Here is a 14,352-nt window from a genome sequence, read left to right as displayed (position 1 = left end):
GCTTATTGTTGCTGATGACACTTTGGAAACCACAGTCAGGCTTTAAAACAAGCCCGAAGCCCATTGCTTATTATCGCAATCGCGCAGACGAGTATATTTACCTCTCGAGCTGTTGGCATAACACAAAGCACCAACAGCACCGATTAAGGACAACAACGATGAAAGTAAAGTTAGGGATAACACTGGCAGCACTACTTTTGACCGCTTGCGATGATGACTCAGTCGAAGTGGTTGAAGTGGAAAAGACGGTCGAACGCACCACAGTAGAAACCATCGAGGTGCCAGTGATCGTTGAAGTGCCCCACGGCAGAGCCGATAACGTCGAGCTGGGGCCAAGGCCGGAGTTTCTGGTAAACAACATGGACGAGGGCGAGTTAAAAGCCGCACTGAAAGCCTGCGAGCAAGGCCCCTTTTACCGCACCGATTTCTCCATTGGCCACCGCGGTGCTCCCATGCAATATCCAGAGCACACCAAAGAGTCCTACCTAGCAGCCCACCGCATGGGCGCCGGCATATTAGAATGTGATGTCACCTTTACTCAGGATCAGGCACTGGTGTGCCGCCACTCTCAATGCGATCTCCACACCACCACCAACATCTTAGAAACTGAGTTAGCCAGTCAATGTCGGCAGCCTTTTACCCCATTTGATGCTGCCACCGACACCCCAGCCAGTGCGCAGTGCTGCACCAGCGACATCACTCTGGCGCAGTTTAAAACCCTCAAAGGCAAGATGGACGCTTTCAATCCCAAGGCGACCACCGTGGCCGAATACCTAGACGGCACCGCCAGCTGGCGTACCGACCTCTATACCGGCAGCGCCACCTTGATGACTCACGCTGAGAGTATCGAGCTGTTTAAAAGCCTAGGTGCCAAGATGACGCCAGAGCTCAAATCCCCTCAGGTGGAGATGCCCTTCAACGGCTTTAGTCAGCAAGACTACGCCGACAAACTGATCGCCGAATACCAAGCTGCGGGGGTGGATGCCAGTCGAGTCTGGCCGCAGTCCTTTAATTTAACGGATGTGGAACATTGGATCGCCCAGCACCCAAGCTTTGGCAAGCAGGCAGTCTATCTGGATGGCCGATATGCTGAGGCAAACTTTAATCCTCAAGATGCTAACAGCTGGTCTCCCTCTATGGCCGAGCTGGTCGACTCTGGCGTTAAAGTCATCGCTCCACCACTCTGGGTATTGGTGCAAACCGGCAGCGACGGTCAACCAGAGCCCTCTGAGTATGCCAAAGTCGCCACCGCCGCTGGGCTGCAGATCATCACTTGGACTCTTGAACGCTCTGGCCCCCTGGCCAATGGCGGTGGCTGGTACTATCAATCGGTAACCGATATCACCAATAACGATGGCGACATGCTAACGTTGCTGGACGTTCTGGCAAAAGAGGTTGGCGTTATCGGGGTGTTCTCTGACTGGCCCGCCACGACCAGCTACTACGCCAGTTGCATGGGCCTTCCCGCCAGTTTATAACGCGGCATAAAAGCAAAGAGCCTCCGATGAAGGAGGCTCTTTATGTTTCATGGCTGTGACCACGCTAGACTTTAATGTCCAGCAAGCTGCCCAACATCTCATTGCTGGTCTCAATCACTTTGGTCCCCGCTCGGCTGTATGTCTCTGCCTGAACCAAGTCAACCAGAGGCTCATGCAAGGACGTGGCTTGAGGCTGTTCAGGTGTCGGGCCATTGGCGACCTCGGCGCTGGCCAGAGTTGATGCGGCTTTATTAACACTCTGCTGTGACTGCTGAATTACCGACATGCCAGAGTTAATGGATGAGATCATGGCTACTCCTAAATTGCCCTCTATTGAGGCTGCCAACGGCTAAAATCTTAACCATCGCCCATGGCTTCGTCCACTAAAAACGCAACTAGGGAGCGATTGTGCTGCCTGAATTAAGCCACCACCTGCGCCTGAAGCTGCATCGCAAGATCCGGTGCAATATTTAGCTGACGCGCCAACTCTTCCAAGTAACTTTTCTCCATGAAATTCTGCTCGTCCACCATCAGCACCGAGGCCAGATAAACCTCAGCGGCTTCCTCTTGGCTCTGCACGCCTTTGGCGATATCCGCAGGGTCCAGCGGCTGATTCAGTTCATTCTCCACAAATTGGGTCAACTCGGCGCTGCCACCGATGGCTTGCATTGCTTGATGGATCCGCTGACGCTCATCGTTATCCACATGGCCATCGGCCTTGGCCGCGGCGATCATCGCTTTTAATACCACCATCGAGTGCTGGTTGGCGTCCAAACTGGTGGAGCGCGGCAGCAGCTGGGGCTCAGATTGCACAGGCGCAGCGGCTGGCGCAGTAGCCTCCTGAACCGGTTGCCCCTGCTTGGCTTGATAGTCATTAAACACCTTCAGCGCCAACGCACCTAGGGCAGCAGCACCGCCAAACTTGGCCACCTTCTTACCCACCTTCTTACCCTTTTTAGAGCCAATCAGCATGGTCAATAGGCTGCCGCCAACGGCGCCACCGATCGCGCCTTTAGTCATGTCTGACATGCCGCCTGTTTGACTGGTATTTTTTGTTGCGCCGTAGCTACTGCTCCCTTGCCCCAAGCCCTGCTGGGCTTGTTTAGCCAGATCACCACCGGACGCAAGTACTTGATTGAGTAAGCCTTTAAAATCCATCTTTCTCCCCCAAATCGTTGATTGAGCTAATTTTAATCACACCCCAGCATAGCGTAAATTCTGAACTTAGTTACAGCCCATAAGTGTTACAAAGTTGACAGATATAAGGGAACTTTGGCCTTGGGGGTTTTGGACAGCTTATGAATCTGAGCAAAACTCAGCTGTGGCTTTTGGGTATCCGCCAGCATCGCTAACCACAGCTGCGCGGTCATCTCTGAGTCCGCCAATGCACGGTGGAACACACCATCGTGGGTGAGATTTTTATAGGCAACCAACTCGCCCAATTTGTGACTGGGCGCTTCTGGGTAAAGACGGCGAGCCACCAATAGGGAACAGACAAACTCCCCAGAATATCCGCTACCGATGTAATCGAGCTCTGCGTCTAAAAAGCGCTTATCAAATGAGGCGTTATGGGCCACTAAATTGCAGCCATCGATAAACTGAGCAAACTGGGACATCACCTCGGCGCAACTGGGCGCCTCGGCCAACATGGCGTTACTGATGCCGGTGTAATCTTCAATAAAGCGGCTGACCCGAAATCCCGGATTCATCAGTTGGCTGAAGCGATCAATCACCTGCCCTCGCTCAAGCTTCACTGCCCCGATCTCAATGGCGCGATCGCCCATGTTAGGTGAGAGCCCGGTGGTCTCAAAATCCAATACCACTAGGGTATCTGCCGGAACCATGGCCAAGGTTTTATCTGGGTTCATTAAGTAATTCTCTTACTAGGGTCTGTTGACCTTTCATGCTTATTTTTGCGCTACAAATTGGCCTTTCATTCTGAATCTAACAGAGTGCATCATGTAGATAGCGAAAAAAAGGTTGCTAGGCGCCCTGCGGGGTCTGGCTAACGGCTTCTACTCTGCGTCAAACGATTTCGACGTAGAACCACTATGCCTTCAATCGTTTTCCTTGATTAAAAGCCGTTATCCTAGACCAAAATTTCACCCCAAAAGATCAACAGACCCTTGTGAATTTATTGTTCAAAACGTGACCTCGCTCTCGTCGATTTAGAGTGTTTTATCTAAATCTTGGCGATATTCTAACCATGAACAAAATATTCCGTCATCGCATCATTGGATGGAAGCCCTGTCAGGACGATATCGGCTCTGCGAAACGGCATCAATTTACGTTTTGGAGGTCACCATGCCTGTTGCCATCACCGCTATCGTGCATTTCTTACTTACTGCAGTCACCGTTCTTAGCGTTGGCGTCGGAGTTGTTGCTTACATTGAGCGCTTCTGCGAAGTACCAAAAGGGATTGAAGATTTTTCCGATCTCGGCGTTTAAACCACCCTTGCCAGCCACAAACTAATCGGTTGTGGAGTAGCAGTACACGCCCGCCTCAGCCAGCTTGGCCGTGATTTGCGCCATGCGCTCGTCTGAGGTGGCGCGGTAGGTTGCGGCAAACTCCGTACGAACGCCATGGTGGCGAAACGCGTTTAACCGCAGTGGCAGCGTAGCTTCCATTCGCGCCGACAACTTTTCATAAAGCGCTATGATCCCGTCCAGTTCCGCCTGACTGTCGTTAACCCCTTCGATGACTAACCAGCGAAGCTCAGTAAGCTTGTTGTTATCCGCGAGCCATCGAGCAGACGCCAGAACTTGATGATTACTTCGTCCTGTTAAGGTGCGATGCAGCGAATCATCGATGGCTTTGATGTCCAGCATCACCCCATCACAATGGCTCATGAGCTCTGGCCAATGCTGCACAGCAAGTAGGCCATTGGAGTCGAGTAGGCGACCAAGGTGCTGGCACTCAGGATCCTGTTTAAGCTTTCGACATAACGCGACGATAAAGCGGCGCTGCAAGCTGGCCTCGCCGCCAGAGAAGGTGATGCCGTCAAGCAATGGCGCATTGTCCCGCACCTTGTCGACCACCTCATCGACACGCAACCTTTTTGCACTTGGGTTACCACTGCGACTGCAATGCTCGATGCAGGCATCGCAGCTTTGGCAGAGGCTGGCGTCGCACTCCAGTCGTTTACGCTGACCGACGCCTCGAATGAGGCTAAGGGCACCGTGCTGGCAATGGCTAACGCAATCGCCACAATGATTGCACAACCCAATGGTTTGCGGATTGTGGCAACTGCCACAGTTCATGTTGCAGCCCTGGAAAAACAACACCATACGGCTGCCAGGACCATCCACACAACTGAATGGCAGAATACGCGACAGCGACGCCGTAAGCGTCGCTGCTGTTGTCTCTGTTTTGCCCAAAGGCCGGATTGAAGAGATCGGCATCTATGGCGTTATTTCCATAGGCTCGATGGGTGCTGCTCCAGATTCACCACTCGAGCTTGACGCTCCAGAATCTTGACCACATCGACCGCTTCTGCCCCAAGGCAGGTGGAGTTATGACGCTCATTCTGTTGGCGGAACTTATCAATATCGGACTTTTTCACCATAAAGCCGGTCACTCGCACCAGATCGTTGTCTGACAGGTTTGCAGTGAACATCTTAAGGCCTAACCCAAAACCACCTTTGACCAATCGGGTCAGTGCTTGAGGGTTGTTGCGAATGGTGGGCTCTAACCCAAAGATGTCACTGATGCCACTATCAAAATACTGGTGCATGGGCGCGCAGGCTTTGATGTGGCTTAGGGTATCGGGCTCCATACCGGTTGGAATGCGAGTACCGGCGGTCTCCTCCTTATCGCAGGAGATCCCTGACTGAGAGTGGAAGGCCAACCGCTCATCGGCGCAGTGCTTCATCTTCACCTTAGCCACTCGCTGTTGATAGGCCGCCACAATTTGCAGCCCCACTTGATTGGCTTGCTCATCCAAACCGTAGCGGCCGGATTTACCTTGGGCGTCCATCAACTGATTCACCAACTCCGCCAGCCCGTAGATACCAAACATGGCGGTAAAGTTTTCCAGTGCGATGACCCCTTCCTGGCACAGGAAGTGGGTTTGGAAAAACTGCGACTGCTCAACCAAGAAGTTGATACGGTGACTCATCGCCTCCACCATCAGTTCGGTGCATATCTCAACGCTGCGCTCTAGGTAATCCTCAAGACTACCATCACAGTAAGCGAAGCTATTGGCCAGATTAAGGCGCATCAAGGTGTGGGCTCCGCCCCCTAATGGCAGCGCGTTGTAGCAACTGGCCACCCCATAATCACCGCTGAAATCGGCGGCAATGGCCTGATGATTGGCAATATGAGGCTTGTTACAGGCGATGATGCCATCCACCGCCTGCTGCAGCATGGCGTCGCTACTGATGCTGGCATCATAGCGATAGGTAAGATTGGGCACCGACTGCTTAAGCTCGGCGTCCACGGTCAAGATCATTCGTCCCACGCGGCTGTCTTGAGGGCCGACATTGGCGTGCACGAACGAGTCAGGCAGGGTGCGATCCAGAAGTTGCCAAAACAGGGTTAGCTTCTTATGCAGCTGAGCGTCCGTCAGGTTATCGTCCACAAAAGGCTCAAGCAGAGTATCCAGTTGGCCGAGGTAAACCGGATAGGTGGTCACCGAAGGCACCTGTTGATACAAGATTGCGAGGAAATTCAGTGCTTCATCCAGATCCGCTGGCGAATCCAGTTCCAGAAACTCACTGCCTTGCTTAAGGGCTTTTTGGTAATCAGGCAACACATAACGAGGCTTAAACGGCGACGGGCTCTCAAACATGTCGTGCAATAACCCACTCTCTACCGCCTCAGCCACTCGAGGAGAGAAATCATTTTTTGGCAGATTGGCCTCAAGCAGTTGAGATAGCAACAACTGCTTTTGGCTGGTGGTTAAACGAGGATTGGTAATGTGAGCGAGGGCGTGTTGTTGTAACTGCTCGAACTGCGTCATGGGATCACCCGAGTGGAATTCATCAGACTATTTCTGATTCTGAGTCTACTCACTCTTGCATCTAAGGGCGCTGCTCAAATGCGCTCTGGTCTGGGATTCGTTAGCCAGATCACACATCCCTGACAAGAAGAGCAGAAATCGCACTCTAGAGTGCGCTTCGCAAACTATTAGAATGCGAGAATAAACCACTGTCACCTAGCTTTTTCCTTTACCTCCTGCCTTCGTTCCCGCTGACGTTTTACTTCGCCCCTTGCGCTTTGCCCCCCCTTTGAATTTTCGTTTTGTTGGGGCTTTCACACCACGCAAAGATTCCGGTATGTGTCCTTTGGCTTCGATAACCAGCTGCGACAACGTCTGTTCCAATTGCCCCATGAACTGTTGATAACTGAATTGACGAGCCACCATGGCTTCGAGGTTAGACTCCCAACTGGCGGTCATATCCGGTGTGGTTGCGATCTCAGGCAGGCTGTCAATCAGGCCGCGACCACTGTCACTGGCTCGAATCTGTTTGCCCTGACGAATCAAAAAGCCTCGCTTAAACAAAAGCTCAATGATGCCCGCACGGGTAGCTTCGGTACCGAGGCCATCGGTCTCCTTAAGGATGGCTTTAATCTTTGGATCGCTGACGTGGCTGGCGATGTTGGTCATCGCCGCCAGCAACGTGGCATCGGTAAAGTGCTTGGGGGGTTGGGTTTGTTTATCGAGAATCTCTCCGCCCAAACAGTGCAGAGATTGCCCTACCTCCAAGTGCGGCAGTTGGGTCTGGTGTTCGCGGCTTTGCTCCTCTGCAGCCTCCCCTGGCTTATTGCTGGTTGATGCTGAATCTGGTTGCTTTTTCTGAGGCATTAACTGCTTCCAGCCAAGATCCACCGGCACCTTAGACTGAGCCGCAAACTTCCCCCCAGCGACCTCAACCTCAACTTTGGTCTCATCAAAGCGATAATCGCTGTAAAACTGCAGCAGATACTGACGGGCAATCTGCTGATATAGCTTAGCTTCATCGGCACTGAGCTTGGCACTGCCGCCTTTACTGGTTGGAATGATGGCATGGTGTGCTTCTACTTTACTGTCATTCCAGGCGCGATTTCGACGGCTAAAATCGGCATTGGTCACTCCTTGAGACAACTCAGAACAGTGATTGCCAATGGCCGCCCCAACTTGAGGCGCATCCCCATGTTGCTGCTTAGGAAGATGGCGACTGTCAGAACGTGGGTAGGTGATGAGGTTATGGCGTTCATACAGGCTCTGAGCTATGTCCAGTACCTGCTGAGCACTGAAGCCAAAACGCTTAGCGGCATCGATCTGAAGCGAAGATAGATTATAGGGCAAAGGAGCCCCTTGAGATTTGCGCTTGCGGTCGACCTTAGTCACCTTGCCAGGCTGATTGTCGATGCGGCGCACCACGGTTTCAGCCAATTTGCGCACTAACACTCTGCCCTCTTCATCCATGTAGGGCTGACACGCTTCACTAGGGCACCACTTGGCACTGAAAGGCTCTTTGTCTTGCGTCTGTAGATGCGCTAACACCTCAAAGAACGCCTTTGATTGAAACTGTTCAATGGCTTTGTCACGACGAACCACCAAGCCAAGCAAGGGAGTCTGCACTCGGCCGACACTGAGCACACCAGAGTAATTTACCTTGCGTCCCTGCAATGTGTACGCTCGAGTCATGTTAAGGCCATAGAGCCAGTCTGCGCGGGAGCGGGCCAAAGCCGATACCGACAGCGAACTAAACTCACTGTTAGGGCGCAGTGCTGACAGCGCTTTAGTAACCGCAGCTGGGGTGAGATCGCTGACCAACAGGCGCTGCATTGCCTGCTGTTTGGTTTTTGGCACCTTAAGGTGATGAATCACCTCATCCACCAACAGTTGCCCCTCTCTGTCCGGATCGCCAGCGTGCACCAGCTGCTGGGATTGTCCAATCAGTTTTTTTAGCACCATCAGCTGCTTGTGGCAGCCCTTGCGGGTTTTCAGCCGCCACTGCTCAGGCACCATGGGCAAGCTCTCTTCACGCCACTGCTGCCAACTGTCGTTGTAATCACCGGGCTCAGCTTGCTCCAGTAGATGCCCCACACACCAACTGACGCAATCGCCATTTCCAAGCTCGATATAGCCTTCCTGTTTCTTATGGGGTTTAGGCAAAACCGCAGCAATGGCACGTCCTAGACTGGGTTTTTCGGCAATGTAGAGTTTCATGACTCACTGATTCGACAAATGACTGTATGGATAAACAGTATGCTAGCGAATGTTAACCGAAAATGCGAATTGAGGGGATTCAGATGACAGGCAAAAAAATAGCGGTTCCGAAGAACCGCCTAAAGAGCTGCTTCCCAGTGAACTAGGCAGCTCCAGTATGATTTGGTCTGTGCAAACCAAATGTTACCATGTAACATAAATAACAGTATCAGATATCCACAGCATCAACCACCAATTTCTCTAATAAAATGTCACCCAACGTCTCCCCTTTCCGTTTAAGCAAACCTCCCAAAACAGCAGTCACTCTGGCAACACAGATGATTGCAGCCCAAACAGGCAAAAAAAAGCGGCCGTCAGGAGCCGCTTAACATCACAACAATACAGGGGTGAAACGAAAACAGTCGCTTCAAAGATGACGATTAGAAGTAAAAGCCGAAGTTGATGTTCAGACGGCTTTCGTTGTCGGTGTTGTCGTTATCCAGACCTACGCCAGGACCGCCAGCAAAAGTCATGTTGTCGCCGATGATGTAGTCGATGTAGGTAAAAATAGGACCACGAGAGATGCTAACGCCGGTGACGTTCTGCATGGAGTCATCCTGACCCTTACCCTCAGGTGTCACCAAGCCGTAGTCGTTATATACGGTGATGGTACCCCAACCCATGTCGAAGGCGCGGGCGACGTTGAAGTTGTAGCCGTAGGCTTCAGCGGCGATGTCGTAAGCGGCGCCAACCACACCCACGGTTAAGGTGTCAGCACCATCAATGGTGTTGTACTTGTAGTTGGTTACTTGAGCCTGGAAGTTCCACGCGCCCAGTTGCAGGTCGGCGTGGGTGGCGTAGGCGTAACGGCTGTCGTCTTTGCCATCAAACTCGGAGCCTGCTTCGCTGAAGTAGAGTTGACCGGCTTCAACGGAGGCGCCCAGTTTTAGGTGGCCATCGTTCATCGGGATGGTGTAGACGGCACGGGCGTTAACCTGATTCATCTCTTCGTGAGCCCCGATGATGTCAGCGCCGTAACGCTCGGTGGTGTCATTGCCGTACTCGGCGCCTTTGATGAAGGCGAAATCCAAGTGCCAGTTGTCTTTGTTCCATACCAGCTTGGCACCGGTGTCGTAGTTATCTTCGAAACCTAGGTAGTAGTTGGTGCTGAACCAGTAGCTGTTGGAGAGGAAGCCTTCCTTACCGAAAGGCACTTTAACGATACCCAGTTGCAGCTGGGTGTTGTCGTTGAAGTCGTAGTAGCCGTAACCGCGTTTGATGTAATTGAAGCCACTGGCAAAACGGTAATCGACGCTGATGCCGATGTCGTCAATTTTGCCATCGAAAGTCACGGCAAATGCGTCGAACGCGGCGTCACCACCTTTATCTTTAGAAGAATCGCTGTAATCGACCAAGCTGTAGTTGGCGCGCACAAAGCCACCTAAAGCCAGATCGCCATTCACTGCAGCGAATGCCGATGGTAATAGCGCCAGCTGTACCGCAACGGCAGCACCCAATAATTTAAATTTATTCATTTCGTTCCTGACCAATAAAGCACAAAGCTAAATTCCAAATAATAAAAAGTCAAAAGGAAATTGATTATTAGAAAATAGCTTTCTTCATTAAAGTTAGATTTATCACCTGACTCAAAATTGGATGATTAATTTCGAGCCAGCCAACCTTTATTAATTCACTTCATATCCACTGTGCCGTAAGGACCAAATCCCCAGGCCGCTTTACGAATTTCATCCACTTTATCGAAAGCGGCTTCGGCAGGCATGTGATTCTTCACATCATCCTTCCAGTAGTACTTGAATTTGCTCCAGTTTGCGATTCCTGGGTACCAGTAGAAAATGGTCAAATCTTCTTTATTCAAGTTAGGAATATTATGGATGGCGTAGTCATTAATGTAGAAATACTGCCCTTTCTCAATAGACATCATTTGACCATCAGCCAGAGTTTCTGTTTTACCAGAAGCGATGTAGTAACACTCGTGCTCTGCATGGAAGTGTGGAGCATGGTCAGTCTTACCCATGGCCACAATGCCAATTACACTTGGAGAATCGGACAGCTCTTTCCAGCAGTAGTTAGCGGGTGAGTTCTTGATGTCGCCATCTTTGCACTCAACCACGTTTTTGCCACTGTCATCAAAGGTCAGCCAGTATTGCTTATTACTTGGAATGGTATCGTCAGATGGAATATTAGCTAGGGTATATTTGCCAGACTGAAGGCCTGCAATATACTTTTCTGCTAACGGATCTTTACACTGCTCAGGCATCTCCCACTGTGGGGTAAATGTAGAACTGTGCAAAGGCGTTGGGATTGGCATACGCTCATGGGCTGTTGCCAACATAGGAGCGGAAGCAATTAATGCAGTCAGTGTAATAGCAATATTAGTTTTCATCATTATAACTCCGATAATTGATTTATCATCCGGTTTGTTTTCTTGTTGGATTTAATTATTAATGGATGAATAAAAGTAAAATGCGCCGTGGATCACGTTGACCTAGCGTTGGGATAAAGTTTCATGATCATCATCATGAAGTCTATGAATTTGGGATTTGATCGAGGTTTTTATTTTATCCATATGAGAAACAAAAAAAGACCCCGCAGGGTCTTTAATTAGTATCAATTAAGATCAATCTTGTTGAAAGCCATCAAAGTCAAAGTTGTGACAATCGGCGCACAATGGCGCCTTAGCCTTATGCTCACCATGACATTCGATGCAGGGAACTTTATCGCCATAGTGCATATTATTATGTGGATTCATCCACTTCTTCTTTTGCTCTGAGGTGGCCTCGATCAAGTCAGTCTTATCGTGGCACACCAAACATTGGCCATCACTGGGCGGTTGGCGCATGCCTTGATCATGACAGCTTTTGCAGCCCTGGTCATAATTCATCTGATGGAAGCTGCGTCCCTGTTTAGCCCCCATCTTTTCCAAACTGGATGCCGATGCGGTGGTCGCCAGTCCCAGAGCCAGCAAAAGGATTAAGGTTTTAGTAATCTTCATGGCGAACCTCAAGCAGTCATAATGGAGCGGGCAGCGGTAATGCCCATGGCTAAACAATCGGGAATGGAGCAGCCACCTAAACGACTTACACCATGCACCCCTCCGGCAACCTCGCCACCGGCATACAGCCCTTTAATGGGCTCACCAGTCTGAGCGCAGAGCACTTGTGCTTTGGTATCAATCTGCACCCCACCCATGCAGTAATGCACCTTCGGCCACAGGCGAATGACACTAAATGGCGCTTGCATCACTTTGTCTTTCACCAGATCCATCGGTTTGCCAAATTGACTGTCTTTGCCCGCTTTCACATAGCGGTTCCACTCCTCCACCTGCTGCTTAAGAGGCTGGTATGGAATATCAAAATGCTTAGCCACCGCTTCCAAGGATTCAAACTCCCAACCAATCTTGGCTTCAAGCACATTATCCAAGCTGTGTTGGTTCAAACTGGAGTGTGCCTTACTGGTCAACAAGATCGCCGGCAATGGATTGCCCTTAGCGTCGCGACGTTCAAGCTCAGCGTCGGCTCGCTCTTTACGATCCCCAAGCTCATTCATAAAGCGGCGACCGGTCATGCGATCGATGGCGATAGAGTGAGGGAAGTTAAAGATGGCGTAGTTGGGTGCATAACCAAATCCACCTTCATCAGGTGAGGCCCAAGGGCCAGATTGGATGTGGGCCAGATGCACAGGGTTAGCCCCCGCCTTCATCATGGAGACGAGGCCATCACCGGTGGCGCCGGGCGCATTGGTACTGACCACCTCATCGGTCAACGTTGGGTCTTGAGCCATGCGCAGACGCAGATTTTGAGTAAAGCCACCGGTTGCCATCACCACCCCTTTGGTAGCTCGATACGCCGCTGCCTTACCTAATTTAGGACGGTCATGATAGTGACCTTCGGTTACCTTGATGCCAACCACGCGCTGGTCATCATCAAACACCAGATCGTCAAATTTCACTCGTGTGCGTACTTCGATACCCAGCTTTTCACACTCCGCCAGCATGGGGCGAATAATGCCAGCGCCGGAGCGTTCGACCACCTGGTGGCTGCGGGGAGCGCTGTGGCCACCTGGTTGCTGACAGAAATCGAGATACACCGCACCACACTCCTGGGTCATCTTAAACGCATAGGGACCTAGGTTCGCGATGTGAGTCAGTAGTGCTTTGTTGGCAATGCCGCGACCCGCCTTCATCTGATCGCTCACCATCAACTCTGCGGAATCTTTGATGCCCAACTTATGCTGCAGAGGCGTGTTTGCGAAACACCCCTGGCCGGCGTTAATTACGCCATTACCACCGCAATAGGGCATCTTCTCAATCACTAAAATTGAGTTCGCGCCTTTTCGCTTGGCCTCAATCGCGGCCGCAAGACCGGTAAAACCCGAGCCGACGCAGATAATGTCGTAGCTCTGGTTCCAAGTTACTTTGTCTTTAGACTCGCACGTCACCGCACCGGCGGTAAAAGGCACGGCCGCGCCAGTTAAGCCTAACGCTCCCAGCTTTTTTAGGGTGGAGCGTCGAGAGATATTGGTAGTCATACTGTATTACTCGTAGTAAGCGCCATCGTTAACGCCATCGTCATCGTCACCTCTGTGCCATGTTCGATAAGCGGTTTCAGACAACCATGGGCGTTAATTGCATTGGCATGAGGCATCACTGTGCCTTGGCAAATGGCATTTAGCCTTAGGTCGTATCAACACTATGAGGACAATACACAGAGACTAAGGAGAGCCAGATCACAGCCAATTTTTGTAGGTAAACTCTTTCATGAGTCAGTTCGCGAACTTTTATTTTCTGTGAGTTTTATCGTTGATTTGCTGAAGCGAACAAATACCGCCTATAGAAATTTATTGATGCGCTTCACAACAAATTTTTGTGCTTCAAGTAGAGTTAAACTGCGGTTCATCAGGAGATCTAAATGTACTGTCCCAAAACCCCACAGGCTGAAAATCGATGTCAAATTCTTCTTAATGCAGCGGAAACATTAATTGAAGAGCAAGGGGTTATCTCTTTTAAATTTTCCGATATCGCAAAAGTCGCAAACTGCTCCACAGGATCAGTGTATAAATTCTTTGAAAGTAAAGAAGATGTACTTATTTGCCTATTTCTTCGCAGTGCAACCTCCAACTGCATCCCCGACTTTTTAGATATCCATCCAGAGTTGGATGACGCGGAGCGCTTCTTGGTTCCAATCCTCATGACCTATGCGGTGATCACCAAAAGCCCCAGTTTTACGGCGCTGCGCTCGGTATCGGTGAACAGTAAGGTGTGGACTCTTGCCTCTTGCGAAAAGGTACAGCGGTTTAAAGTTCGTGCGAACCGATTTTTCGATCTGATTATGGAGCAGGCAAAGTCAGCTCAACAATCGGGCATGCTCAATGAATCGGATGAACGTCTATTGCTGTTATCGCAACTGATCTATTTTCAACTCTATGGACAAACTACCGCATACGAAAGCCGCTTGATAAATAAGCTGCCAATGGAGAATAAAGATCGCGCGCAAATGGACTGCATCCTCGCCATTATGAGTGCGTTTAATTGGAAGGTGCAATTAACACCAGAGCGATATGAGCGAGTATTTAAACAAGTAAATCAATTTATTAGCGTAGGGACTAAGAATAAATTAACCTGTCAGCAGTGTCAGAAGGTGAACGCTAGTTTAAAAAATAACCTCACTAAATAAAATGGGCGCTTAGCTGAGAAAATAAGCGCCCACTACAGCCATCAG

13 protein-coding genes are annotated in these 14,352 nt (G+C 50.6%); 3 read left to right on the top strand and 10 right to left on the bottom strand.

What is annotated here, in order from left to right:
* Positions 1 to 158: 158 nt before the first annotated feature.
* Positions 159 to 1,478: a glycerophosphodiester phosphodiesterase family protein gene (locus tag FCL42_RS00555; RefSeq protein ID WP_136861432.1), complete on the top strand. Its 1,320-nt coding sequence runs from the start codon at positions 159 to 161 to the stop codon at positions 1,476 to 1,478.
* 64 nt (positions 1,479 to 1,542) lie between these two features.
* On the opposite strand, the gene FCL42_RS00550 is transcribed toward FCL42_RS00555, so the two are convergent.
* From FCL42_RS00550 to FCL42_RS00540, 3 genes are all read right to left on the bottom strand, one after another.
* Positions 1,543 to 1,788 carry a hypothetical protein gene (locus FCL42_RS00550; RefSeq protein WP_136861431.1) on the bottom strand — a complete coding sequence of 82 codons (246 nt, stop codon included), beginning with the start codon at positions 1,786 to 1,788 and terminating at the stop codon, positions 1,543 to 1,545.
* Between the two features lie 110 nt (positions 1,789 to 1,898).
* The gene (locus FCL42_RS00545) at positions 1,899 to 2,636 is read right to left on the bottom strand and encodes a tellurite resistance TerB family protein (protein ID WP_136861430.1); all 738 of its coding nucleotides are present in this window, start codon (positions 2,634 to 2,636) and stop codon (positions 1,899 to 1,901) included.
* Between the two features lie 86 nt (positions 2,637 to 2,722).
* Positions 2,723 to 3,346, bottom strand: coding sequence for a 3'-5' exonuclease (locus FCL42_RS00540; protein WP_136861429.1), 624 nt, complete (start codon positions 3,344 to 3,346; stop codon positions 2,723 to 2,725).
* Between the two features lie 436 nt (positions 3,347 to 3,782).
* Between FCL42_RS00540 and FCL42_RS21645 the strand changes: the two genes are divergently transcribed.
* On the top strand, positions 3,783 to 3,926 hold the full coding sequence (locus tag FCL42_RS21645; RefSeq protein ID WP_169308233.1) for a hypothetical protein: 144 nt from the start codon (positions 3,783 to 3,785) through the stop codon (positions 3,924 to 3,926).
* A 21-nt stretch (positions 3,927 to 3,947) separates the two neighbouring features.
* Here the strand turns inward: FCL42_RS21645 and FCL42_RS00535 are convergent, their stop codons facing one another.
* The 7 genes from FCL42_RS00535 to FCL42_RS00505 all read right to left on the bottom strand — a co-directional run bounded on the left by FCL42_RS00535 (position 3,948) and on the right by FCL42_RS00505 (position 13,162).
* Positions 3,948 to 4,880: a YjjW family glycine radical enzyme activase gene (locus tag FCL42_RS00535; protein WP_136861428.1), complete on the bottom strand. Its 933-nt coding sequence runs from the start codon at positions 4,878 to 4,880 to the stop codon at positions 3,948 to 3,950.
* Positions 4,881 to 4,888: 8 nt separating this feature from the next.
* Positions 4,889 to 6,439: a YjjI family glycine radical enzyme gene (locus FCL42_RS00530; RefSeq protein WP_136861427.1), complete on the bottom strand. Its 1,551-nt coding sequence runs from the start codon at positions 6,437 to 6,439 to the stop codon at positions 4,889 to 4,891.
* A gap of 195 nt (positions 6,440 to 6,634) precedes the next feature.
* Complete coding sequence (locus tag FCL42_RS00525; RefSeq protein ID WP_136861426.1) at positions 6,635 to 8,635, bottom strand: DNA topoisomerase III; 2,001 nt, start codon at positions 8,633 to 8,635, stop codon at positions 6,635 to 6,637.
* A gap of 419 nt (positions 8,636 to 9,054) precedes the next feature.
* A complete protein-coding gene (locus FCL42_RS00520) occupies positions 9,055 to 10,149 on the bottom strand; it encodes a hypothetical protein (RefSeq protein WP_136861425.1) in 1,095 nt (364 codons plus the stop codon).
* Between the two features lie 155 nt (positions 10,150 to 10,304).
* The gene (locus FCL42_RS00515) at positions 10,305 to 11,021 is read right to left on the bottom strand and encodes a cupin domain-containing protein (protein ID WP_136861424.1); all 717 of its coding nucleotides are present in this window, start codon (positions 11,019 to 11,021) and stop codon (positions 10,305 to 10,307) included.
* Positions 11,022 to 11,252: 231 nt separating this feature from the next.
* Positions 11,253 to 11,627, bottom strand: a complete 375-nt coding sequence (locus FCL42_RS00510) for a cytochrome c3 family protein (RefSeq protein WP_136861423.1) — start codon at positions 11,625 to 11,627, stop codon at positions 11,253 to 11,255.
* A gap of 8 nt (positions 11,628 to 11,635) precedes the next feature.
* Entirely contained in the window at positions 11,636 to 13,162 is a 1,527-nt protein-coding gene (locus FCL42_RS00505; RefSeq protein ID WP_136861422.1) for a flavocytochrome c, read from the bottom strand.
* 380 nt (positions 13,163 to 13,542) lie between these two features.
* On the opposite strand from FCL42_RS00505, the gene FCL42_RS00500 reads away from it, so the two are divergent.
* Positions 13,543 to 14,307 carry a TetR/AcrR family transcriptional regulator gene (locus FCL42_RS00500; RefSeq protein ID WP_136861421.1) on the top strand — a complete coding sequence of 255 codons (765 nt, stop codon included), beginning with the start codon at positions 13,543 to 13,545 and terminating at the stop codon, positions 14,305 to 14,307.
* Positions 14,308 to 14,352 lie beyond the last annotated feature (45 nt).

The organism is Ferrimonas aestuarii (assembly GCF_005116665.1).
Taxonomy (GTDB): domain Bacteria; phylum Pseudomonadota; class Gammaproteobacteria; order Enterobacterales; family Shewanellaceae; genus Ferrimonas; species Ferrimonas aestuarii.
This window is presented reverse-complemented; position numbering and strand designations above follow the sequence as displayed.

Bases quoted from the DNA above. Each gene is read 5' to 3' on its own strand.
- FCL42_RS00555 (WP_136861432.1), top strand. From the start codon at position 159: ATGAAAGTAAAGTTAGGGATAACACTGGCAGCACTACTTTTGACCGCT.
- FCL42_RS00550 (WP_136861431.1), bottom strand. From the start codon at position 1,788: ATGATCTCATCCATTAACTCTGGCATGTCGGTAATTCAGCAGTCACAG.
- FCL42_RS00545 (WP_136861430.1), bottom strand. From the start codon at position 2,636: ATGGATTTTAAAGGCTTACTCAATCAAGTACTTGCGTCCGGTGGTGAT.
- FCL42_RS00540 (WP_136861429.1), bottom strand. From the start codon at position 3,346: ATGAACCCAGATAAAACCTTGGCCATGGTTCCGGCAGATACCCTAGTG.
- FCL42_RS21645 (WP_169308233.1), top strand. From the start codon at position 3,783: ATGCCTGTTGCCATCACCGCTATCGTGCATTTCTTACTTACTGCAGTC.
- FCL42_RS00535 (WP_136861428.1), bottom strand. From the start codon at position 4,880: ATGCCGATCTCTTCAATCCGGCCTTTGGGCAAAACAGAGACAACAGCA.
- FCL42_RS00530 (WP_136861427.1), bottom strand. From the start codon at position 6,439: ATGACGCAGTTCGAGCAGTTACAACAACACGCCCTCGCTCACATTACC.
- FCL42_RS00525 (WP_136861426.1), bottom strand. From the start codon at position 8,635: ATGAAACTCTACATTGCCGAAAAACCCAGTCTAGGACGTGCCATTGCT.
- FCL42_RS00520 (WP_136861425.1), bottom strand. From the start codon at position 10,149: ATGAATAAATTTAAATTATTGGGTGCTGCCGTTGCGGTACAGCTGGCG.
- FCL42_RS00515 (WP_136861424.1), bottom strand. From the start codon at position 11,021: ATGATGAAAACTAATATTGCTATTACACTGACTGCATTAATTGCTTCC.
- FCL42_RS00510 (WP_136861423.1), bottom strand. From the start codon at position 11,627: ATGAAGATTACTAAAACCTTAATCCTTTTGCTGGCTCTGGGACTGGCG.
- FCL42_RS00505 (WP_136861422.1), bottom strand. From the start codon at position 13,162: ATGACTACCAATATCTCTCGACGCTCCACCCTAAAAAAGCTGGGAGCG.
- FCL42_RS00500 (WP_136861421.1), top strand. From the start codon at position 13,543: ATGTACTGTCCCAAAACCCCACAGGCTGAAAATCGATGTCAAATTCTT.